Origin of the sequence: Streptomyces sp. NPDC020983 (assembly GCF_044333485.1) — a bacterium.
Taxonomy (GTDB): domain Bacteria; phylum Actinomycetota; class Actinomycetes; order Streptomycetales; family Streptomycetaceae; genus Actinacidiphila.
The window spans coordinates 183,416-204,759 of sequence record NZ_JBIRRA010000010.1 but is presented as its reverse complement, the minus strand read 5'-3'; the positions used below and the strand labels follow the sequence as shown (position 1 = coordinate 204,759).

The 21,344-nt window shown below is 74.6% G+C and carries 17 protein-coding genes; 10 read left to right on the top strand and 7 right to left on the bottom strand.

Annotated features, from left to right (window positions below; genetic code table 11):
• Nucleotides 1-4: 4 nt before the first annotated feature.
• From ACH4SE_RS23600 to ACH4SE_RS23590, 3 genes are all read right to left on the bottom strand, one after another.
• Nucleotides 5-1,987: a heparinase II/III family protein gene (locus tag ACH4SE_RS23600; RefSeq protein WP_398545421.1), complete on the bottom strand. Its 1,983-nt coding sequence runs from the start codon at nucleotides 1,985-1,987 to the stop codon at nucleotides 5-7.
• On the bottom strand, nucleotides 1,984-3,978 hold the full coding sequence (locus ACH4SE_RS23595; protein ID WP_398545420.1) for a DUF2264 domain-containing protein: 1,995 nt from the start codon (nucleotides 3,976-3,978) through the stop codon (nucleotides 1,984-1,986). Before ACH4SE_RS23595 ends, ACH4SE_RS23600 begins: the two co-directional genes overlap by 4 nt.
• 130 nt (nucleotides 3,979-4,108) lie before the next feature.
• Nucleotides 4,109-5,260, bottom strand: a complete 1,152-nt coding sequence (locus ACH4SE_RS23590; protein ID WP_398545419.1) for a substrate-binding domain-containing protein — start codon at nucleotides 5,258-5,260, stop codon at nucleotides 4,109-4,111.
• 166 nt (nucleotides 5,261-5,426) lie between these two features.
• Between ACH4SE_RS23590 and ACH4SE_RS23585 the strand changes: the two genes are divergently transcribed.
• The 6 genes from ACH4SE_RS23585 (at nucleotide 5,427) to ACH4SE_RS23560 (ending at nucleotide 11,271) form a co-directional block, all read left to right on the top strand.
• Complete coding sequence (locus ACH4SE_RS23585; RefSeq protein WP_398545418.1) at nucleotides 5,427-6,446, top strand: hydroxyacid dehydrogenase; 1,020 nt, start codon at nucleotides 5,427-5,429, stop codon at nucleotides 6,444-6,446.
• A 98-nt stretch (nucleotides 6,447-6,544) separates the two neighbouring features.
• Nucleotides 6,545-7,816 (top strand): ABC transporter substrate-binding protein, encoded by a 1,272-nt coding sequence (locus tag ACH4SE_RS23580; protein ID WP_398545417.1) that lies wholly within the window; start codon nucleotides 6,545-6,547, stop codon nucleotides 7,814-7,816.
• Nucleotides 7,813-8,736 carry a carbohydrate ABC transporter permease gene (locus ACH4SE_RS23575; RefSeq protein WP_398545416.1) on the top strand — a complete coding sequence of 308 codons (924 nt, stop codon included), beginning with the start codon at nucleotides 7,813-7,815 and terminating at the stop codon, nucleotides 8,734-8,736. Before ACH4SE_RS23580 ends, ACH4SE_RS23575 begins: the two co-directional genes overlap by 4 nt.
• Nucleotides 8,733-9,635, top strand: a complete 903-nt coding sequence (locus tag ACH4SE_RS23570) for a carbohydrate ABC transporter permease (protein WP_398545415.1) — start codon at nucleotides 8,733-8,735, stop codon at nucleotides 9,633-9,635. The genes ACH4SE_RS23575 and ACH4SE_RS23570 overlap by 4 nt, the downstream gene beginning before the upstream one ends.
• Nucleotides 9,636-9,642: 7 nt before the next feature.
• Nucleotides 9,643-10,359, top strand: coding sequence for a hypothetical protein (locus ACH4SE_RS23565; protein ID WP_398545414.1), 717 nt, complete (start codon nucleotides 9,643-9,645; stop codon nucleotides 10,357-10,359).
• A 51-nt stretch (nucleotides 10,360-10,410) separates the two neighbouring features.
• Complete coding sequence (locus ACH4SE_RS23560) at nucleotides 10,411-11,271, top strand: Fpg/Nei family DNA glycosylase (protein ID WP_398545413.1); 861 nt, start codon at nucleotides 10,411-10,413, stop codon at nucleotides 11,269-11,271.
• Between the two features lie 22 nt (nucleotides 11,272-11,293).
• Here the strand turns inward: ACH4SE_RS23560 and ACH4SE_RS23555 are convergent, their stop codons facing one another.
• Nucleotides 11,294-11,689 (bottom strand): molybdopterin-binding protein, encoded by a 396-nt coding sequence (locus ACH4SE_RS23555; protein WP_398545412.1) that lies wholly within the window; start codon nucleotides 11,687-11,689, stop codon nucleotides 11,294-11,296.
• Between the two features lie 80 nt (nucleotides 11,690-11,769).
• On the opposite strand from ACH4SE_RS23555, the gene ACH4SE_RS23550 reads away from it, so the two are divergent.
• On the top strand, nucleotides 11,770-13,473 hold the full coding sequence (locus tag ACH4SE_RS23550) for a VWA domain-containing protein (RefSeq protein WP_398545411.1): 1,704 nt from the start codon (nucleotides 11,770-11,772) through the stop codon (nucleotides 13,471-13,473).
• Nucleotides 13,474-13,557: 84 nt separating this feature from the next.
• Here the strand turns inward: ACH4SE_RS23550 and ACH4SE_RS23545 are convergent, their stop codons facing one another.
• On the bottom strand, nucleotides 13,558-15,243 hold the full coding sequence (locus ACH4SE_RS23545; protein WP_398545410.1) for a discoidin domain-containing protein: 1,686 nt from the start codon (nucleotides 15,241-15,243) through the stop codon (nucleotides 13,558-13,560).
• A 363-nt stretch (nucleotides 15,244-15,606) separates the two neighbouring features.
• Here ACH4SE_RS23545 and ACH4SE_RS23540 point away from each other — a divergent pair, with 363 nt between their 5' ends.
• Nucleotides 15,607-16,548: a serine hydrolase gene (locus ACH4SE_RS23540; protein ID WP_398545409.1), complete on the top strand. Its 942-nt coding sequence runs from the start codon at nucleotides 15,607-15,609 to the stop codon at nucleotides 16,546-16,548.
• Between the two features lie 166 nt (nucleotides 16,549-16,714).
• Here ACH4SE_RS23540 and ACH4SE_RS23535 read toward each other — a convergent pair whose 3' ends face one another.
• Together ACH4SE_RS23535 and ACH4SE_RS23530 are read right to left on the bottom strand one after the other, a co-directional pair.
• Complete coding sequence (locus ACH4SE_RS23535; RefSeq protein WP_398545547.1) at nucleotides 16,715-17,584, bottom strand: Gfo/Idh/MocA family protein; 870 nt, start codon at nucleotides 17,582-17,584, stop codon at nucleotides 16,715-16,717.
• A gap of 14 nt (nucleotides 17,585-17,598) precedes the next feature.
• Complete coding sequence (locus ACH4SE_RS23530; RefSeq protein ID WP_398545408.1) at nucleotides 17,599-17,973, bottom strand: 5-carboxymethyl-2-hydroxymuconate Delta-isomerase; 375 nt, start codon at nucleotides 17,971-17,973, stop codon at nucleotides 17,599-17,601.
• 198 nt (nucleotides 17,974-18,171) lie between these two features.
• On the opposite strand from ACH4SE_RS23530, the gene glnII reads away from it, so the two are divergent.
• Both glnII and ACH4SE_RS23520 read left to right on the top strand, forming a co-directional pair.
• Entirely contained in the window at nucleotides 18,172-19,191 is a 1,020-nt protein-coding gene (glnII, locus tag ACH4SE_RS23525; RefSeq protein ID WP_398545407.1) for a glutamine synthetase, read from the top strand.
• 99 nt (nucleotides 19,192-19,290) lie between these two features.
• Nucleotides 19,291-21,258: a hypothetical protein gene (locus tag ACH4SE_RS23520; protein ID WP_398545406.1), complete on the top strand. Its 1,968-nt coding sequence runs from the start codon at nucleotides 19,291-19,293 to the stop codon at nucleotides 21,256-21,258.
• Nucleotides 21,259-21,344: the final 86 nt, after the last annotated feature.

Below are 21,344 nucleotides of genomic sequence, written 5' to 3'. Positions count from 1 at the left end.
CCCGTCACACGGGTCCCGGCCCGGTCCGCACGGCCTCGAAGCGGATCCGGCCGTCGCACCCCGGCCCGCCCGCGGTGCCGCGCGTCACGAGCGTGAGGCGGGTCAGCGAGTGGCCCCAGGAGGCGCGCAGTTGCGGGTCGTCCAGGACGCGGTGCTCGACGCGGGCGGTGAACAGCCCCGGCTCCCAGCTCATCCGCAGCACCCTGCCCCCGGCGGCCACCAGCGCGGTGCCCGCGTCGCCGTCCACCGTGACCTCGCCGGCCAGGACGTGCCGCAGCAGCGCACCGCCCGCGGGCAGGTGCGGGGCCCGGTCGTGCACCTCCACGTACCCGGCGGCGCCACCGGCGGCCCGGACCAGGCGCACCGTACGGCGCCAGGAGCGCACGAGCCCGGCGGGGTAGGCGGCCGCCAGGTCCACCGTGCAGCGGACGCCCTCCCCGGTGACGCGGACGTCGGCGCCCTCCGCCCGGTACCGGGCACCGGGCAGCTGGCCCCGGCCACCCGGCTCGGGCACGTTGTGCCAGTCGGAGCGCAGCGGCCAGGCCCGGTAGCGGTCGGGTCCGAAGCTGGCGGCGGTGTACGTGGGCTTGCCGACGTCCACGACCAGCGGCCGGCCGTCGAGGGCGACGGTGTACGAGCCGACGTCGAGGTGGTTGTGCCGCTCGCCGTTGTGGCCGCCCTTGAACGCCAGCACCAGGCCCTCCGCGTCGCTGTCCGTCTCCCTCGCCACCAGCACCTCGACCCGCGGGAGCCACACGACGGTTTCCGGCCGCCCGGCCCGCGCGCCCGGCGCGGCACGCCGGGCCGCGCGCCAGCGCGGGTCGGCCAGGCCGGTGAGGGCGCGGCCGAGGCCCTGCGCGGGGTGGGCGTCGACGGCGTCGGCCCTGCCCTGCGCCACCGCGTGCGCGGCCACGTCGGGGGCGCCGAGCAGCAGGCCCCAGCGGTGGAGCAACTGCCAGGGCTGCGGGCCCGGCTGCCGCGCGGGGGCGTCGCCGACGTTCACGTACCAGGGCCCGCCGAGGTGCATCCGGCGCGGGTAGCGGACGAGCGGGGCGAGCACCGGCAGGTCGCGCGCGTCCAGGGCGGGGCCGCCGGCGGCGGCGAGCAGGTCGAGGCACTCCAGCAGCTGGCCCGCGCCGAGCCACCAGTAGGCGACGCCCTCGTCGATGCCGCCGTCGTCCGGCAGCACGGCGAGGTAGAGGTCCAGGCCCGCCACGACCAGCCGTACGAGCTCGGCGCGTTCGCCGTCGTCGTCGACGAGCAGCAGCGCGCAGCTGAGGACGGCGTGGTGGATCCAGGCGTTCCAGTTGTGCGCGTCGCCCGCGAGCCCGAGCCAGTGCCAGTCGCGCACCTCCCGGAAGGGGCCGAGGACGCGCTGCCGGACCTCGCGCCTGATCCGCCGGCGCAGGCCCGGGAGCCGGGCGTCCAGCCGGTTGCCGAGCGCGTGGTCGGCCCAGGCCAGCAGCAGTGCGGCCTCGGCGGCGCCGAGGTCGAGGAAGGGCCGGTCGGGGTCGGGGAGCTGCTCGCCCTGCCGCGCGGTGAAGCGGTCGTGCGGCGCCCAGCACCAGGTGCTCGCTTCGAGCAGCGCCACGAGGCCGTCCGCGGCGGCGTCGAGGTACGGGGCCGCGCCCGGCGGCGCCGTGGCCGGTGCGGACTCGTCGCGGAGCACGGCCGCGACGGCGAACAGGGCGGTCCGCCCGTACAGGGCGCCGATCCGGTCCTCGTACGCGGTGCGTACCCCGTCGCGGAAGGTGCGCGCCCAGTCCGAGGCGCGCAACTGCGGTGCGGGCCGGGCGAGTTCCTCCTGCGCGTCGTGCAGGATCCGCTCCCGCGTCACCCGGTCCACGGCGTCCCAGACGGCGCGGTCCTCCACGGTGGGCACGGCCGGCCTACCAGTGCGGGGGTATCCGGCCAGGCGCGAGCCGGGCGCGAGGACGGAGGCGAAGCGGCGGCTCAGGACGCCGTCCGGCGCGGGCGGGGAGGTCACCGGGACTCCTGGCGGGGACCCGGCAGGGTCACGGCCGTCCGCACGCCGTCCGGCCACACCACCGTGACCTCGTGCGCCCCCTCCCCCGCGTCCCGCACCAGCACGGCGGGCTCCTCCGCCTCCCCGGCGCCCCGGTCGAGGCGTACGGACGCGGCCAGCACCTCGCCGAGCGGCAGCGGCCCCTCCGTGGCCAGCCACGGGGTCGCCGTCCAGGCCGCCAGCGGGCTCGTACCGGGCTCCGGCGTGACGCCGGCCCGGGTGAAGCCGCGCAGCCCGGTCACCCGGCTGCGCACCCGCGAGCCGCTCGCCACGGCCCGGACCCCTTCCCCGTCCTGGTGCGGCGCGGGTTCGGCGCCGGCGGGGACGGGCCAGCCGCCCAGCCGGACCGCATGCCACGACGGCGCCGCGCCGCCCTCGGCGTCGACGCGTACGAGCCGGACCTCCGTTCCGTCGCGCAGCACGGAGGCGACGGTGACGAGCGGTCCGGGGACGTACGCGCCCGTACGGCCCGAGCCGTGGTCGGGCGTGGTGTCCTGGCCGGTGTCGACCCAGCGCACCGGGCCGCGTGAGGCGCCCACCAGGACGCCGCCGGGGCGCCGGTCGGTGAGGAGGGTGGTGAAGCCGCTGCGGTGGGTGGCCCGGCCCGCGCCGTCCAGGACGACGACGCTGTTGTCGAGCGGGTCGCCGGTCGTGGGGCCGGTGAGCGGCGGCAGGGTGGCGGTGGAGTACCCGAGGCGGGCGTAGAGGGGGCTGTCGCCGGAGGTGTCGCCGGGGCGGGCGTGGTCGGTGCCGTGGTTGACGGCGACGGCGATGCCGTCCGCCCTCCGGGCGGAGACGAGCCAGCCGGGGGCGGTCACCGCACGGGCCACGTCGCCGCGCTCGACGGGCAGCGGCTCCTCGGTGGCCGTCCACACCGGGTGGCCGGCGCCGAGCAGGAGGCCGAGCATGCCCTTCGCGGCCCAGTACGGGGAGCCGGGGCCCGAGTACGCCTGCCGGATCGGCGGCCACGCGCCGAACCAGCCCAGCCGCAGCAGCCCGTCCGGGCGGAAGGACCCGGCGTCGTGGAAGTGGCGCAGCATGCCGCTGGCCGCCCGCCGCACCAGGCCGGGCCCGAGACGGCCGGTCCCGGTGAGCGCGGCCGTCCACAGCGGGGCCGCGGCGGCGAAGCGGTAGGTGAGGCTGCGGCCCTGGAGCAGCGGTGAGCCGTCGGCGCCGATCAGGCACACCGCGTCGTCCAGGTACGCGGCGAGGTCGTCGGCCCACCGGCGGCGCAGCGCGGGCGGGCAGAGCGTCCCGGTCACGTCGAAGAAGCGCGTCCACAGCAGCGGGTAGAGGTGCAGCGCCCAGCCGGTGTAGTGGTCGTAGGCCCGCTCCTGGCCGTCGCTGAGCCAGCCGCCGGGGCGGCGCAGCGAGGCGTGGACGGCGAGGTCGGCCTCGATGTCGGCGGCGCTCCAGGAACCGCCCGCCTCGCGCAGGAAGGACTCCACCACGATCCGGAACCACACCCAGTTGATGGGCGGGTAGGGCTGCCCGACGACGGCGCCCAGCCAGCCGGCGACGCGCTCGCGCACGGCGCCGTCCAGCCGGTCCCACAGCCAGGGCCGGGTGATCTGGAGGACCAGGGCGATCGACGCGGCCTCGACCTTGGCCTGGTCCAGCACGTCCGGGCGCGGCCAGGCCTCCGGCCCGTACGGGTCGGTGCCGGCCGCGAGGCCTTCGGCGTAGCGCTCCAGCAGTCCCGCCGGATCGGCGCCGCCCTCGCCCGCGACGCGGAAACCGGCGAGCAGGAAGGTGCGGGCGAAGCCTTCGAGACCGTCCGAGCGGCGGCCGTTGCGGCTGGCCGGTCCCGGCAGGTCGACGTACGCGCCCTTCGGGGAGCGGTAGGGCCCGACCGCGGCGAGGCAGTCGTCGGCGAGCGACGTCCAGTGCTCCCGCGTCCAGCCGGTGAAGGGCGACCGGCTGCGGTCTTCTGGCGGCAGGGCGGCCGGCATGGCGGACTCCGTACGGGAAGGGGCCGGGGAGGGGTGCGCCCACCCAAGCCGCCGGGCACCGCGGCGTCAACAACCCCGAACGGTTGCGCAACCATTCGTTCACGACCGAACACGCCCGCAACCGTGGGCCTCACGCGTACGGCGCCGCGTCCCCCGTGGGCGCCGACCAGATCTGCGCCGCGGAATTCACCGAGGAGTTGCGGATGACCAGTTCGGGCAGGATGAGGACGCGCTGTGGCGGGCGGCGCCGGCCCTCGATGAGGCGGGCGACCATCATCTCCACCGCGACCCGGCCGACCCGCGCCTTCGAGGGGCGGATGGCGGTCATGGCCGGTTCGGCGAGCTGCGCGACCTCGTCGTCGTAGCTGACCATGGCGATGTCGCCGGGGATCGACACCCCCTGCTCGGCGAGGTACTGCGCGATCGAGATCGCGTCCGGGTCGCTGTGCACGATGAGCGCGGTGGTGCGGTGCCGCCGGCAGCGTTCGAGGATGCCGGCGATGATCTCGCGGTGCCCGGGGACGTCGAGGGCGACGCTCTCGCGCACGACGAACTCCGCGGGCAGTCCCAGCGCCGCGCAGGCCCGCCGCCATCCGACGCTCAGGTGCGCGGAGGTCGGGCTGCCCTTGGACAGCACCAGGCCCATCCGCTGGTGGCCGTGCTCGTACAGGTGCCGCACGGCGGTCTCCAGCCCGAGGGCGTGGTCGCTGCGCACCCACTCCAGCTGGCGCGGGGTGGGCGTCCAGTCCGGGGTCTGCCGCTCCACGAGGATCGTCGGGACGGGGAGGTTGCCGATCCAGTCGATCAGCTCGTCGGCGCCCTCCCCCTCCAGGTTCGGGGCCAGCAGCAGGCCCTGGACCTGCTGGGCGGCGATCAGCCGGGATATCTGGCGGCGGTCCTCCGCCTGGTCGTAGCTGGACCCGCGCAGCTGGATCTGCACCCCGAGGGCGGCGGCCGAGGCGCGGGCCCCGGCCACGATCGGCGGCCAGTAGAAGTCCAGCGAGGGCACGACCATGCCGATCGTGAACGCCGCCGCGGGCCCGCGCGGGCGGCGTGCGGGCACGGCGGCGGCGGGCGGCTCCAGTTCGGTGGGCAGTGTCGCGCCGCCGTGCACCCGGGTGAGCAGCCCGCGGGCGGCGAGCGCGGCGATGTCGCGCCGGGCGGTCAGCTCGCTGACGCCGAGCAGCCGGGCCAGGTCGCGTACCCGGACCGCGCCGTGCCTGCGCAGTTCGTCCATCACCCGCTCGCGCCGCTGGAGTGCGAAGAGCCGGTCGTCGCCCATGGAGGCGCCTTTCGCCGTGTTCGGTTCCGAACGTTTGACGTCGGGTCTGTTCGGAGTCTGGTGACCGTCGATCGAACACCACTATCCCTGTTCCAACGTATTTGGAACGGACCTCATCGGAAACACCGGTGCAGCAGCCGCTCCGAGGAAAAGGATCCGACGCCCCATGCAGACCAAGCCGCACGCGCTGGTCGCGATGAGCCGGTCGAGTTTCGAGGCGCACTTCGACCAGCGCCGCCTGGAGCGGCTCGCCTCGCTGGTGACGCTGGGCGACCCGCTGTGGACCGACGACCTGGACAGCCGCGCGGCCCGGGCCCGCCTCGCCGGCGTCGAGGTGCTGCTCACCTCGTGGGGAGCCCCCGAGCTGACACCCGCCCGGCTCGCGGCGGCCCCGCAGCTGAGGGCCGTGCTGCACTGCGCGGGCAGCGTGCGCGGCCTGGTCGGCGAAGGGGTGTGGCAGCGCGGCATCCGCGTCACCAGCGCGGCGGACGCCAACGCCGTCCCGGTCGCCGAGTACACCCTGGCAGCCGTCATCTTCGCCGGGAAGAAGGCGCCCTTCCTCGCCGCCGACGAGCGCTTCGCCTACGGCGGCTGGGGCAGCGTCACCGGCTACGGCGACCTGTCGAACTTCGGGCGTACGGTCGGCGTCGTCGGCTTCTCCCGGATCGGGCGCCGGGTGGTCGAACTCCTGGGCCTGCTGGACGGCACGACGTGCCTGGTGGCCGACCCCTACGCCGACCCCGCCGAGGTCGCGGCGGCGGGCGCCGTCCTGCTGCCGCTGGACGAACTCCTGCCCAGGGCCGACGTCCTGACCCTGCACGCCCCCGAACTGGCCGAGACCCGGCATCTGATCGGAGCCGCGGAGCTGGCCCTGCTCCCGGACCACGCGACCGTCATCAACACCGCGCGGGGCAGCCTCATCGACGACGCCGCGCTCGCCGCGGAGTGCGCGGGCGGGCGGCTGTTCGCGATCCTCGACGTCACCGACCCCGAACCGCTGCCGCCGGACTCCCCGCTGCGGCGGCTGGCCCGGGTCATGGTGACGCCCCACGTCGCCGGTTCGCTGGGCAGCGAGATCGGCCGGCTGACCGACCACACCCTCGACGAGCTGGAGCGCTGGACGGCGCACCAGCCGCTCACCGCCGAGATCACCGCGGAGAACTGGGCGCTGGGTCTCAGCGCCTGACCCTTGTTTGCGCAACCACGCTGCGCCACCATCCTGTATCCCCTCGCCCGCCACACCCCGGGCACCCCCCGCCACCCCGGCACAAGGAGCCGCTTCCCATGAGTCCCACCAGAACCACCACCGCGAGAGCCCTTCCCGTCGCGCTGGCCGCCCTGCTCTTCGGCGCCGCGGCCTGCGGCGGCGGCGGTTCCGGCACCACGTCGGACGGCCGGACCACCATCAAGGTCGCGCTGTGGAACTACCGGACCACCCCGGAGTTCAAGGCGCTCATCGACGGCTTCGAGGCGAAGCACCCGAAGATCCACGTCGAGCCCGTCGACATCCTCGCCGACGACTACCCCGACAAGGTCACCACCATGCTCGCGGGCGGCGACCGCACCGACGTGCTGACGATGAAGAACGTCACCGACTACGCCCGCTACGCCACCCGCGGCCAGCTCCTCCCGCTGACCGACGACGTGAACAAGCTCCCGGACAAGGCGTCGTACGCCGGCCTGGACAACTTCGACCTCGACGGCAAGTACTACGCCCTGCCCTACCGGCAGGACTTCTGGGTGCTCTACTACAACAAGGCGCTGGTCGGGAACACGGACATGTCCCACCTGACCTGGGACCGGTTCGACGCGCTCGCCAAGCAGCTCACCAAGGGCTCGGGCTCCTCCAAGGTCTACGGCGCCTACCTGCACACCTGGCGCTCGGTGGTGCAGGCCATCGCCTCGGCGCAGACCGGCGGCGATCTGCTCAAGCCCGACTACGGCTGGATGAAGGACCAGTACACGGTGGCGCTGGACATCCAGAAGGCCGGGGCGGCCATCCCCTTCGGCACGGCGAAGAGCCAGAAGATCACCTACGACTCGCAGTTCACCACCGGCAAGGCGGCCATGGTCCCCATGGGCACGTGGTGGGGCGCGGCGCTGCTGGCGGAGAAGGCGCAGGGCAAGAACCCCGTCGACTGGGGGATGGCCCCGATCCCGCAGGTCAGCGCCGATGGCAGCGCAACCACCTTTGGCTCGCCGACCGCCTTCGCCGTCAACAAGAAGGCCCGCAACGCGGACGCGGCCACCACGTTCGTCGAGTGGGCCGCCGGTCCCGAGGGCGCCGCGACGGTCGCGAAGATCGGCATCGTGCCCTCCTACCACAGCGACTCGGTCATGAACGCGTTCTTCGCCGTGAACGGCATGCCCACCGACGCCCTGACCAAGCAGGCCATGCAGCCCTCCAAGGTCCAGCTGGAGATGCCGGTCAGCGACACCTCCTCGGACATCGACCAGATCCTCACCGAGGAGCACGAACTCGTGATGACCGGCGAGAAGTCCGTCGACGACGGCATCAAGGAGATGGACAGCCGCGTCAAGAACGAGGTCCGGTGACCACCGCCCCCACCCCCTCGGTGCCGGTGCGCGCGCGGGACAGCGCGTCGCGCCGCCGCCGGCGCAACGTGCTGGTCGGCTGGAGCTTCATCCTGCCGAACTTCCTGGGCTTCGCCGCCCTGACGCTGGTCCCGGTGGTGGGGGCGTTCGTGGTCGCCTTCACCGACTGGGACTCCTACTCCACCCCGCACTGGACCGGTACGGCCAACTTCCGCCGGATGTGGCACGACGACACCTTCTGGACCGCGGTGCACAACACCTGCTGGTACGCGGCCGGGCACATCCCGCTCACGCTGGCGGCCTCGCTGGGCCTGGCGGTGCTGCTCAACCAGAAGCTGCGCGGGGTGGGCCTGCTGCGCACCGCGTTCTTCTTCCCCTACGTCACCTCGCTCGTCGCGGTGGCGGTGGTGTGGAACATGCTGCTCAGCCCGGACGTCGGCCCGGTCAACCAGCTGCTGCGGCACCTGGGGTGGTCGCACCCGCCGGGCTGGACCACGTCCACCGACTGGTCGCTGCCCGCGCTGATCCTCACCAGCGTGTGGCGGGACATGGGCTACTACATGGTGCTCTTCCTGGCCGGCCTGCAGACCATCCCCGCCGAGCTGTACGAGGCGGCGCGGATGGACGGGGCGGGCCCGTGGAAGCGGTTCCGCCACGTGACGCTGCCGGGCCTGCGGCCCACCACCTACTTCGTGACGATCATGCTCACCATCTCCAGCTTCAAGGTGTTCGACCTGGTGCAGGTGATGACCGAGGGCGGGCCCGGCCGGTCCTCGCTGGTGCTGTCGCAGCTGATCTTCCGCGAGGGCATCACGCAGGGCCGCTTCGGCTACTCGTCGGCGATCTCGCTCGCGCTCTTCGTGATCGTGCTGGCCGTCACGCTCGTCCAGTTCCAGTTCCAGCGCAGGAGCGAACGATGAACACCACCGTGCTGCGCAAGGGCCGCCTCCCGGCGGCGGCCGCCCCCGCCCCGCACGCCGCCGCGGCCCGGCGGCACGCGGGGCGTACCGCCGGGCGGGCGCTGGTGTACGCCTTCCTGGTCGTGCTCGCGGTGGCGATCCTGCTGCCCTTCGGCTGGATGGCGGTCTCGTCGGTCAAGGCCGACCGGGACGTCTTCACGGTGCCGATCCAGTGGCTCCCGCACAGCTACCACTGGCGGAACTTCACCGACATCTGGACGCAGATACCGCTGGCCACGTACCTGGAGAACTCGCTGCTGCTCAGCGTGGCGATCACCTTCCTCCAGGTGCTCACCGGCAGCTTCGCCGCCTACGGCTTCGCGAAGATGCGCTTCCCGGGCCGGGACGCGCTGTTCATGGGCTACATCGCCACCATCGCGGTGCCCTGGCAGGCGTACATGGTGCCGCAGTACATCATCATGCAGAAGCTCGGCCTGGTGAACACCCGCTGGTCGCTCATCCTCATCCAGTCGTTCGGGGCGTTCGGGGTCTTCCTGATGCGGCAGTTCTACCTCACGATCCCGGACGAGATCAGCGAGGCGGCCCGCCTGGACGGCCTGAGCGAATACGGCATCTGGGCGCGGATCATGCTGCCGCTGTCCAAGCCGGCCCTGGCCAGCCTGGCGCTGCTGACCTTCGTCAACACCTGGAACGACTACATGGGCCCGTTCATCTACCTCACGGACAACAACCTGTGGACGGTCCAGATCGGACTGCGCTCGTTCATCGGGCAGTACGACGCGCAGTACGCGATGATCATGGCGGGTTCGGTGATCTCCGTCGTCCCGATCCTGGTCATCTTCCTGCTCGGCCAGCGCTACTTCGTGCGCGGCATCGCCACCACCGGAATGAAGGGGTGACCCGGCCATGACCGCACCCGCAACCTCCGCCTCCTCCGCCGCCGAGGGCGGGCGGCGCCTCCGGCTCAACGTGTCCTACGGGTCGTGGGAGCTGCTCTGGTCCCATGTCCACCTGGTCCTGGTGGTGAACGCCGGCATCGCGGCCGGCTGCCTGCCGCTGCTCGCGGGTCTCGCGGCGACGCACCAGCCGTGGCGCCACCCGCTGCCCTTCACCGTCCTGTGGCTGTGCGTCGGCCCCGCCCTCGCGGGTGCCTTCGGCTACCTGGAGCGGGCCGCGGACGACGACGGCTCCGCGCGCGCGATCGGCCTGCTCCGCGCCTACCGCCGCCTCTTCCGCCGGGCGGCCGCGCTGTGGACGCCCTACGCGCTGCTGGCGGCGGTCTGCGGCACGGACGCGGTGCTGCTGCGGCACACCGCGCCGGGCCTCGCGGTCTGCCCGGCGCTCGCCCTCGTCGCGGTGCTCGCCGCGCTGTCCGGGGTGCACGCCATGGCGCTGGCCGCGTCCGGGGAGGCACCGCCGCTCTCCCCCGCCCTCTACCTCGCCGCCCCCTACGGCGTGCTCCGCCGCTGGCCCCTGGCCCTGCTGAACCTCGCCCTCCTCCTCGCCGCCGCGGCCCTGGTCGCCCGCTCCCCGCTGCTGGGCCTCGCGACCCTCCCGGGCTGCGCCCTCTACGCGGTGTGGCGCAACGTCCGCGCGGCGGGCCCGGGGGGCGCCGGGGGCTGACGGCGGCCGGGCGGCGCCCCGTTCCGGCCGCGGCGCGGCACACTGGTGGGTATGCCGGAATTGCCTGAGGTCGAAGCGTTGCGGGGGTTTCTCGGGGAGCGGGTCGTCGGGGAGACCGTCGAGAAGGTTCATGCCGTGGGGGTGCACGCGCTCAAGACGTACGAGCCCGGGGTGGGGGTGCTGGAAGGGCGGCGGGTGGACGAGGTGGGGCGGTTCGGGAAGTTCCTCGGGCTGCGGGCGGGGGACGTGTGGCTCGTGATGCACCTCGCCCGGGGGGGCTGGGTGCGGTGGAGCGACTCCGTGCCGGAGGCGCCGCCGCGGCCGGGGAAGGGGCCGCTCGCGCTGCGGGTGCGGCTGGCGGGCGGGGCGGGCTTCGACGTCACGGAGGCCGGGACGCAGAAGCGGCTGGCCCTCCACATGGTGCGCGACCCCGCGGAGGTGCCGGGGGTCGCGCGGCTTGGACCCGACCCGCTGGCGGCGGACTTCACGCCGGAGGTCTTCGCCGGGCTGCTCGCGGGCGAGCGGCGGCAGATCAAGGGCGTGCTGCGGGACCAGAGCGTGATCGCCGGGATCGGCAACGCCTACTCCGACGAGATCCTGCACGCCGCCCGCATGTCGCCCTTCAAGCTGGCGGCGAGCCTCACGCCGGAGGAGGCCGCGCGGCTGTACGAGCTGGTGGGGACGACGCTGACCGACGCCGTGGAGCGCTCGCGCGGGCTGCCGCTGCGCGACCTGAAGGCCGAGAAGAAGAGCGGGCTGCGCGTGCACGGGCGCAAGGGCGAGCCCTGCCCGGTGTGCGGCGACACCGTCCGCGAGGTGTCCTACCGCGACTCCGCCCTCCAGTACTGCCCCACCTGCCAGACCGGCGGCAAGCCGCTCGCCGACCGCCGGATGTCGCGGCTGCTGAAGTAGCGGCCGCGCGGCGCGGGCGGGGTCAGGCCCTGTCGATGTGGACGTTTGTCGACTTCACCCGCGCCACCGCCTCCGCGCCGACCTCCAGGCCCAGTTCCTCGACGGCCTCGCGGGTGACCAGGGAGACCAGGCGGTGCGGGCCCGCCTGGATCTCGACCTGGGCGGCGACGTCGCCGAGTTTGACGGCCGTCACGATGCCGGGGAAGGCGTTGCGCACGGAGGTGTGCGCCGGCTCGGCGTCGGGGTCGGCGGACTGGGCGATCTCGACCGAGAAGGCCGCCAGGTCCCGGCCGTCGACGAGCCGGCGGCCCGCCTCGTCGCGGTGGGTGGCGACCCGGCCCGCGTCCGCCCAGCGGCGCGCGGTGTCGGGGCTGACGCCGAGCAGGCGCGCGGCCTGCCCGATGGTGTACGACGGCATGGCGCCAGCCTAGGGTCCGCGGACGGGGTTTGCGGCCCGAAGACATTCCGGACCGCCGCCGCTCGGGGCAGACTTGCCGCATGACGTCGAAGCCGCTGAGCAAGGGTGCCAACACACCGGTCACCGCGACCGCCGTACGGGTGGTGCTGACATGGGCCGCGGGGCCGCCGGGAGGTACGGATCCGGACGCCTCCGCGCTGCTCCTGGCCCGGGACGGGAAGGTGCGCGGCGACGACGACTTCGTCTTCTACAACCAGCCGCGCCACTCCTCGGGCGCGGTGCGCCACACCGGCAAGCAGCAGGCGGGCGGCGCGCACACCGACACCGTCGAGGTCGAGCTGTCCCGGCTGGAGGCGGCGGTCGACCGGGTTGTCCTCGCCGCGTCCGTGCACACGGGCACGTTCGGCTCGCTGAGCGGCCTCGGGCTGCGGCTGGTGGACGCCGCCACCGGTGCGCAGTTCGCGCACTTCGACGTCACGGCGACGACCGAGACCGCCCTGGTCGGCGGGGAGTTCTACCGGCGCGACGGGGGCTGGCGCTTCCGCGCGATCGGGCAGGGTTACGCGTCCGGCCTCGCGGGGCTCGCGACGGACTACGGGATCAGCGTCGACGACGACCCCGCGCCCGCCGCCCCCCTGCCGCCGCAGGCCGCGCCCGCTCCCCCGCCGCACGCCGCGCCGACCCTCGCCGGGCCCGTGCCCCCGCCGCCGCCCGCCCAGCAGTGGCCGGCCCCGCAGCCGCCCCCGCCCGCGTACGGGCAGGCCCCGGCCCCCGCGTACGGCCAGGCGCCGCCGCCTCCGCCCCCGCCGCCCGCCCCGTACGGTGCGCCCCCGGCCCCCACCGGCCCGGCGGCCCCGCTGCCGCCCCCGCCCCCGCCCGCGTACGGGCACGCCCCGGCCCCCGCCTACGGCCAGGCGCCGCCCCCCGCGTACGGCCAGGCGCCCCCGCCCGCGTACGGCCACGCGCCGGCCCCGGCGTACGCGGCGCCCTCCTACGGCGGCGGCACCCCGCCCAGCCTCGTCAAGGGCGAGGAGCACCTCCCCCCCGACATGCGCAAGCGGCTCTCGCTGCGCAAGGAGCAGGTCGCCGTCAGCCTGCGCAAGCACGGCGCGGAGAACGCCCGGGTGCGGATCGTGCTGGTGCTGGACGCGTCCGGCTCGATGTCGCACCTGTACTCGACCGGCGTGGTCGGCGGGGTGGTGGAGCGGATGGCGGCCGTCGCCGCGCAGCTCACCACGGACGGCACGATGGAGGCCTGGACCTTCGCGACGAACGCGGCGCGGCTGCCGACGCTCATGCTGGGCGACCTGCCGGCCTGGATCGCGCTGCACGTGCGGGTCGGCGAGTTCGCCTTCGGCCGCAAGCGCAAGAAGCCCCCGCAGGGGCTCCAGCCGGGTCAGGTCGACATGCGGCAGATCGGCATCCAGAACGAGGAGCAGAAGGTCATCGCGCAGGTGCGGGACTTCGTGCGGGCGGCGCCGTCGCCGTACGGCACCTTCGTGCTCTTCTTCTCGGACGGCGGGGTGCACCGCAACGCGGCGATCGAGCAGGAGCTGCGGGCGGCGGTGGAGGAGCCGATCTTCTGGCAGTTCGTGGGGCTCGGCAACGGCGGCTACGGCGTTCTGGAGCACCTGGACACGATGACCGGGCGGCGGGTGGACAACGTCGGCTTCTTCGCCGTCGACGACATCGCGCGGCTGTCGGACCCCGAGCTGTACGACCGTATCCTCACCGAGCTGCCGGCCTGGCTGAGGGCGGCCGCCGCGGCGGGCATCCTGCGCTGATCCGGCCCCGGGCGGGCGCGCACGCGGGTGCGGCGGCGGTGCGGCCACGGGATGGCGTCGTGGCCGGGCCGCCGCCGCGGGCTGTCAGGGCCCGTAGACGTGCAGCCCGGAGGCCTGGCCCGCGGGCCAGCCGGTGTTGGCGGTGAAGACCAGCCGGACGTAGCGGGTGGTGACCGCGGCGGGCAGGGTGAGCGTGGCGGTGTTGCCGGTCGCCGGGTCGAAGGTGACGGGGGACGCGGCGAGCAGCGTGCCGAAGGTGCCGTCGGTGCTGCCCTGCACGCCGATCGTCTGGGTGCGGGTGGCCCAGGCGGCGGCCGGCGGCAGGTCGACGACGACGCGCGTGACGGGCCGGGCGCTGCCGAGGTCGACCTGGAGCCACTGGGGGAAGGCGTTGTTGGCGCTCTCCCAGTAGGTGTTCCGGTCGCCGTCGACGGCGTTGCCGGAGCCGTAGTCCTGGGTGTGGCTGCTCTCGGCGGTGGGCTTGCCGCGGGCCAGGTCGGTGGTGCCGCCGCCGGGTGAGGTGCCGGTCGTGGGCGGGGTGGGCCGGGTGGCGGTGAGGGGGATCTGGCCCTTGAGCATGCGGCCGCCGTCGCCGGTGAGCCGCAGGTAGTAGTCGGAGGAGCACGCGGTGCCGTCCTCGTCGAGGGCGAGGAAGCCGGAGCCGGCGGGCACCCAGGCCTGCGTCTCGGCGGTCTTGGCGATCTGGTTGCCCTCGTTGAACTCGTCGAACATCGAGATGTAGACGCCCTGCACGCCGGCGCGGCACATGTTGTAGAACTGCCGCCACATGAAGTCGCCGTGGGCGCGCTGCCGCCCGGTGACGGAGCCGGGCAGCACGCACGGCTGGTAGTCGATGCCGTGCGCGGCGCACTCGGCGAGGTCGGGGACGGTCGCGGCGCCGTAGAAGGTGTCGGCGTCCGCGACGTTGCCGATCCGGCCGACCATCCACGGGCTGAGCATGTCGAAGGCGTGGTAGACGTCGGAGAAGCCCGGCCGCGAGTCGCGGTCGCCGGTACGCCACCAGGTCGGCACGCCGCCGATGACGTAGCAGCCCTGCGCCTTGAACCAGGTGACGACGTCCAGGCACGGCCCGGGGGCGAAGGGGCGCTGGTCGTCGGCGAAGCCGAAGCCCCAGACGCACACCACCGGCCTGCCGTTCTGCCTGGCGTACGCGGGGGAGGCGGTGTGCGCCTTCATCCTGCCGGTCCAGTCGGCCTTGATGTCGGACTGCATCGTGAGCCAGTCGGACACGTCGTACATGACGTAGAACTTCCGCCCGTACGTCTCGGCGGCGCTGCGCACCTTGACGGCCATCGCGTCGCGGTTCGGGCCCTCGGCGCCGGTGGGGTTGAAGCGCTGGAGCGCGGCGGTGTCGATGCCGTTCTGCTGCATCCACAGGAAGTGGGTGTCGACGGTCTGCTGGTCGTACGACGAGAAGAGCGTCGCGGGCTGCCCGTTGCCGAGCGCCGCGTAACCGGTCGGGTACGTCCTGGTGTACTCGCGGACGTCCGGCCAGGCGACGATCGTGGTGTTGGACGGCGACGGGGCCTGCCCGCCGTTCCGGCTCCAGTGCCACCACGAGTTAATGGGCGAACCATCACCAATGCAGGCAAACCACCCCTGGTAGCCGACAGTGATCTTGCCCACAACATCCCCCGCGGAACTGGCCGCGGAGGCGCTCGCGGCGAGGGCCGACCCGCCGAGTCCGGCCGTTCCGGTTGCGCCGGCCGCAAGAGCGGCCCGTACCACCGCCCGGCGTGTGACACCCATGTCCGGTCCCTTCGATCGGCTGGCAACTCCCTTGCCGCGCGGCCGATCCAGCGCCGGCGGCGGTCCGGGAGTCCGTGGTCCGGGGGATCGTAACGACGGGGTTACGCGTCCGCAATAGATCGCGCATCAGGCGAAATATTTGGCGGAAGTTACGCAAGAAGCGGGCACGCCCCCTTGGCCGTCTGACCTGCGGTTGACACGCACCTCAGCCAACTCGGTACGAAAATCTTAGGAGAATGAAATATTCCGCTCTTACGGTCGTGCTCCATGACGCATGCACCACGACCGCCGGGCGGCGGGCACGCCGGAGGGCGGTCCCGATCCCACCGGAGGAGGCCCAAGCCGCGTTGGTGGAAGCGCCCGGTGGTGGTCGGCGCCGCCGTCCTCGCCACGATCGGACTGGTCACCCTGGCCGTCGTCAACCGGTCTCCGTCCTCGAAGGACGACGCCGCCGACGCCGGGCCGCCGGCCGCCACCACGACGGCCACCACCGCCCCGAGCAGCCCCCCGGCGTCCACCACGCCGCCCGCGCCGACCACCACCGCGGCCCCCACGACGCCGAGCGCCAAGACACCGGCCGAGGCCACCAAGGACCTCAGCTCGGCGATCAGGACGCTGTCCGGCGAGCACAGGGGCCGGCTGTCGGTCACCGTCAGCGAGCTCGACGGCGATCTGAAGGCCACCTACGAGGACGGCTCGACGACGTACGACACCGCGAGCATCGTCAAGGTCGACATCCTCGCCTCGCTGCTGCTGCGGCACCAGAAGGCCGGCACCACCCTCACCTCGGCCGAGCGGTCCGAGGCCACGGTCATGATCCGGCAGAGCGACAACAAGGCGGCCACCGCGCTGTGGCACGCCATCGGCGGCAAGCCCGGGCTGGACGGGGCCAACAAGACCTTCGGCCTCACGCACACCTCCGGCGGCGCCGGCGACCTGTGGGGCCTGACGCAGACGACGCCGGCCGACCAGCTGAAACTGCTCCGGGTGGTCTTCGACGGGGACGGCTCGCCGCTGTCTTCTGCCTCCCGCGACTACATGACGGGCCTGATGAGCACGGTCACCAAGGGCCAGCAGTGGGGCGTGTCCGCGGCCGACCAGGACGGCTCCGGCTTCGCCCTCAAGAACGGCTGGCTGCAGCGCAGCGCGACCGGCCTGTGGGACATCAACAGCATCGGCAAGGTCCAGTACCACGGCCACACGCTGCTGGTGGCCGTCCTGTCGAACGGCAACAAGTCCGAGACGTCCGGGATCGACAAGGTCGAGGCCGCCGCCGAGGCCGCCGCCGAGGCACTGCTGTCCTGACGCGGGGCCCCGCGCGGCGCTCGGAGGTACCCGCGGCACCGGCCGGGCACGGTGGACCGAGCAGGCCGCGGACGGGTTCCCCGGCACCCTCCACGGGCGCGGGAGGGGTTTCCGGCGGCCGGGGCGCCGAGGACCGGCCGCCCGGCCGCCGCCCGGCGCGTACGGCTCAGCCGAGAGCCGCCTCGGCCGCCGCGAGGATCTCGGTGACGCGCAGGCCGAAGCGGACGTCGCACGCGTGCGGTTCGGGCGCGAGGAGCGCGTCGACGGCTCGGGCGTAGGCCTCGTCGCCGTCGACACCGGCGGCGCCGGGGTACGTGGCGACCCCGTGGGTGCCGCGCAGTTCGCACGCGACACCCGCGGCGGCCGGCGGCGCGGCGAGGGTCAGCGCGCAGGTGCTGGACGCCCCGCCGGCGTGCCGCAGGGCCAGGTGGACGAGGTCGCCGGCGCCGCGGAAGGCGGCGACGTCCGTGACGTCGCCGAGCACCGGCAGCAGCACCGACAGCGCGTGCGGGCCGACATCCCACAGCCCGCCCTTCTCCCGGCGCCAGGGCGAGGCCGCGAACGGGCCGTCCTCGGCGCCGCCGAACACGGCCCCGTACCAGTCGGCGCGGCCGGTGAGCCAGCCGCCGGCCGCGGCCTGCCCGGCGATCCAGGCGGCGCCGGCCGGGTCGAAGCGGACGGTGAAGAAGACCACCGACCGCACCCCGGCCTCCTCCACCGCCGCGACGACCTCGCGTGCGTCCTCCACGGTCGCGGCGAGCGGCTTGTCCAGCAGCAGGTGCCGCCCGGCGCGGGCGGCGCGCGCGGCCAGCGGCGCCTGGAGGGCGGGCGGCAGGGCCACGGCCACCGCGTCGCAGTCGGCGATCAGCGCGCCGGCGTCCGCGTAGGCGCGGGTCCCGAGCGCCGCCGCGGCCTCGGCGGCGGCACCGGGCCTGCGCCCCCACACACCGGCCAGCTCGACGCCGGGGTGCGCCGCGAGTCCGGGGCCGTGCACGGTGCGGGCCCACGGCCCCGTGCCGAACAGCCCGACCCGCAGCGCGGGCGCCGTGCTCACGAAGCCGCTCTCGGCTCTTCGTGCCGGGCGTAGGCCTCGCGGTCGAGGTCGCGCAGGTCGACGGAGAACTGGACCGCGTACTGCGGGGTGGGAGCGGTGTGCGCGCGCAGCGCGGCGAGGACCGCCTCGGTGACGGCGCGCTTGGTCTCGGGGGTGCGGCCGGACAGCAGCGCGATCTCGACGTGGATCATCGCGTGGTGCGGCCCGCCGTCGGCGATGTGGAGATCGTCATGGCGTACGAAACGGGTCTTGCACCCGTCCGCCCGGCCGCCCGCGACGGTGACCAGGACCTCGTGCAGGGTTGTGGCGAAGCCCGGTTTGTCCAGGGCGTCGGCGAGCGTTCCGGAGTATTCCACGGTGGTATGCGGCATGCCCGGACCCTAGTACCGCCGGGCCGGCGGGGGTACGGGCGTCTCACGTCGCAGACCGGTGACAACCGACGCCTCGGTTACATCCTGTTAACACAAGGGCAATGGCTGGGAAAACCGTCCTTGCGACGCTGCGAGCGGTCCGATCAGCGCAGCTCGGCAGCCGACCCCGCGCCCACGTTCGACAAGGATGGCGTCACCGTGACCTACAAGGCTGAGTACATCTGGATAGACGGCACCACGCCGACCGCGAAGCTGCGTTCCAAGACGCGGATCCTGGCCGACGGCGCGGAGCTGCCGATCTGGGGCTTCGACGGCTCCAGCACCAACCAGGCCGAGGGCCACGCCTCGGACCGCGTGCTCAAGCCGGTCGCGTCCTTCCCCGACCCCATCCGCGGCGGCGACGACGTCCTCGTGCTGTGCGAGGTCTTCAACATCGACGGCACCCCGCACGAGTCCAACACCCGCGCGGCGCTGCGCGAGGTCGCCGAGAAGTACGCGGGCCAGGAGTCGCTGTTCGGCATCGAGCAGGAGTACACCTTCTTCCAGGGCTCGCGCCCGCTGGGCTTCCCGGAGAACGGCTTCCCCGCCCCGCAGGGCGGCTACTACTGCGGTGTCGGCGCCGACGAGATCTTCGGCCGGCCCGTCGTCGAGAAGCACCTGGAGAACTGCCTGGCCGCCGGCATCGGCGTCTCCGGCATCAACGCCGAGGTCATGCCCGGCCAGTGGGAGTTCCAGGTCGGCCCGCTGAGCCCGCTGGAGGTCTCCGACCACCTGTGGGTCGCCCGCTGGCTGCTCTACCGCACCGCCGAGGACTTCGGCATCTCCGCGACCCTCGACCCCAAGCCCGCCAAGGGCGACTGGAACGGCGCGGGCGCCCACACCAACTTCTCCACCAAGGCGATGCGCGAGGACTACGCCGCGATCATCGAGGCGTGCGAGGCGCTGGGCCGCGACGACAAGCCGCTGGAGCACATCAAGAACTACGGCGCCGGCGTCGAGGCGCGGCTGACGGGCGCGCACGAGACCGCCCCGTGGAACGAGTACAGCTACGGCGTGTCCAACCGCGGCGCCTCCGTGCGCATCCCGTGGCAGGTCGAGGTGGACCAGAAGGGCTACATCGAGGACCGCCGCCCCAACGCGAACGTCGACCCGTACGTCGTCACGCGGCTCATCGTCGACACCTGCTGCACCGCGCTGGAGAAGGCCGGCCTCGTCTGAGCCCCCGCGCTGCCTACGAAGGGCGCCCGTCACACGCGTGACGGGCGCCCTTCGGCGTACGCAGGGTGACCATCGGCGGGGACACTCGTTTGACGCACCGTGAAGAGCCGACCCGTGCAGCCGACCGGAACGACCGCGAAGAAGCATGCCGCGCAGGGCGCGGTGGCGGAGGCCGAGGCGGCACTCGTCGAGCACTATCCGCGGCTCGTGCGCCTGGCGTATCTCGCGCTGCCGGCGAGCACCGCGCGGCACCGCCGGGTACTCGTCGCGCACCGCATCGTGCAGCGCGCGCTGCGCGCCGGCGCGGTCGCGGGCAACGGCACCGAGGCGTACGAGCTCCTGCGCCGCGAGGTGCTGCGCGGGGCGCTCGCGCACGGCACCGGCGGGCGGGTGCGGGAGGCCCTCGCCGGGGCGGCGCTGCCGTACGTGCTCGGGCTGCGGCTGCACCCGCGCGCCGGCGGCAGCGACGAACTCGCCCTGGACCGCGCCCTCGCCGCGCTCCCCGCGCCCGCGCGGGCCGCGTACGCGCTGCTCGGCTTCGAGGGCCTCGACGAGCCCGCCGCCCGTGCGGTCCTCGACGCGGCGGGCGCCGCCGACCCGCGCGGGGCGGTCCGCACCGCCACCGGCCTCGGCGGTGACGCGGCCCTGCTGGCCGCGGGCGAGTTCGACCCCTGCACGGTGCAGATGCGGCCCACCGACCTGCTGCGCCGCCGGCAGCGCGCACGCGCCGGGACGGCGGTCGCCGCGGCGGGCGTCGCCGGCGCCCTGCTGCTCGCCTTCGCCGGCGGCGGCTCCCCCTCCCCCACCGGCGCGGCCGGACCCCCCGCCGCCGCGTCCGGCGCCGCCGCCCGGGCCCTCGACCCGGCGGCGCTGGTACGCGTCGCCCCCACCGCGTGGACGGCCACCGGGCGGCTGGAGTTCACCGTGTGGCCGGCGCGCGGCGGCCGCGCCGGGGACACCGCGCTGCTGCGCCGGGCCCTCGCGGTGTGGGCGAGCCCCGGGCCGTCCGTCCAGGTCTCCGCGACCCCCGGCACCCCGCGCACCGCCCCCGCGACGCCGCCGCAGCTCCTCTACGCCGGGGACGCCGACAAGGCCACCGTCGTCCTCTTCTACGACGGGCTGCGCATCATCCGCTACGCCGAGGCGCGCGGCGGCAACGGCAGCGGGGGCGCGGCGCTGGACTTCGCGCAGGTCCCGGACGCCGACATCACGACCGCCGCGGCCGTCGTCCTCGACCGGATCGACGGCAACACCCGCTACCTCACCGCGCCCTGGGTCGCCCAGGCCGAGACCCGCGACCTGCTCGACCCCGCCCGGAAGGCCGCGCCGCTCGCCCTCGCGGCCGACGGCACCACCGGGCCCGTCCGCATGCCGGGGGCGGGCGTGCCCGCCGGGCAGTGCGGCACGGCGTGGACGGCGATGCAGCTGCACTCCTCGGCGAAGGTCGCCGAGCAGCACGCCTTCCTGCTCACCGACCTCGGCGACCTCAGCCCCGTCCACCTCACCTTCACGCCGCCGCCCGCGGCCACCGCGGCCGCCGCGCCCGCCGGGCCCCCCGCCGCGCCCGCCGAGGCCACCGGTGCGGCCGCCCTCGCGAGCTGGGCGCACAGTGCGTGCCGGCTCGGCGAGCTGCGCGGCGAGGGCGTGCGGGCCGTCGACGACTGGCAGTTCGCCCGCAGCGTGCTCCCCGAGAAGGCCGGCGAGGGGCTGTGGACGTGCGACCGGGCCGACACATGGCGCGGGCCCGGCCGCGCGACCGTCCAGTTCGTCCCGCCCAGCGCGCTCGCCGGGGCGCCCGGCACGCTGGCCGGGCAGCAGAGCGACGGCTCCGCCTGCAGCCGCTTCGGGCAGCACGTCATGGCGGGCGTCATGTGGCAGTCCCCCGCGGGCAAGTGGTACCTGCTGGCCGCGGGCAGCAGTGACGTGACGTCTATCACCGCCTCCGCCGGCGTCACGGCCCGCGGCAAGGGCCCGACCCTCGCCGCCCCCGCCGCGCGGGGGGCCCGGGCCACCCTGACGGCGACCACGAGGTCGGGCCTGACCCTGCACCCCCTCGCGGGCAACTGACCGCTCCGGCCCGGTTCCCCCGGCGGTGACGCGAGGGCCCCCTGCGGCGGGAAGGTCGTGCTTCCCGCCGCAGGGGGCGGCCCGGC

Bases quoted from the DNA above. Each gene is read 5' to 3' on its own strand.
- ACH4SE_RS23595 (WP_398545420.1), bottom strand. From the start codon at position 3,978: ATGCCGGCCGCCCTGCCGCCAGAAGACCGCAGCCGGTCGCCCTTCACC.
- ACH4SE_RS23590 (WP_398545419.1), bottom strand. From the start codon at position 5,260: ATGGGCGACGACCGGCTCTTCGCACTCCAGCGGCGCGAGCGGGTGATG.
- ACH4SE_RS23585 (WP_398545418.1), top strand. From the start codon at position 5,427: ATGCAGACCAAGCCGCACGCGCTGGTCGCGATGAGCCGGTCGAGTTTC.
- ACH4SE_RS23580 (WP_398545417.1), top strand. From the start codon at position 6,545: ATGAGTCCCACCAGAACCACCACCGCGAGAGCCCTTCCCGTCGCGCTG.
- ACH4SE_RS23570 (WP_398545415.1), top strand. From the start codon at position 8,733: ATGAACACCACCGTGCTGCGCAAGGGCCGCCTCCCGGCGGCGGCCGCC.
- ACH4SE_RS23565 (WP_398545414.1), top strand. From the start codon at position 9,643: ATGACCGCACCCGCAACCTCCGCCTCCTCCGCCGCCGAGGGCGGGCGG.
- ACH4SE_RS23560 (WP_398545413.1), top strand. From the start codon at position 10,411: ATGCCGGAATTGCCTGAGGTCGAAGCGTTGCGGGGGTTTCTCGGGGAG.
- ACH4SE_RS23555 (WP_398545412.1), bottom strand. From the start codon at position 11,689: ATGCCGTCGTACACCATCGGGCAGGCCGCGCGCCTGCTCGGCGTCAGC.
- ACH4SE_RS23550 (WP_398545411.1), top strand. From the start codon at position 11,770: ATGACGTCGAAGCCGCTGAGCAAGGGTGCCAACACACCGGTCACCGCG.
- ACH4SE_RS23545 (WP_398545410.1), bottom strand. From the start codon at position 15,243: ATGGGTGTCACACGCCGGGCGGTGGTACGGGCCGCTCTTGCGGCCGGC.
- ACH4SE_RS23530 (WP_398545408.1), bottom strand. From the start codon at position 17,973: ATGCCGCATACCACCGTGGAATACTCCGGAACGCTCGCCGACGCCCTG.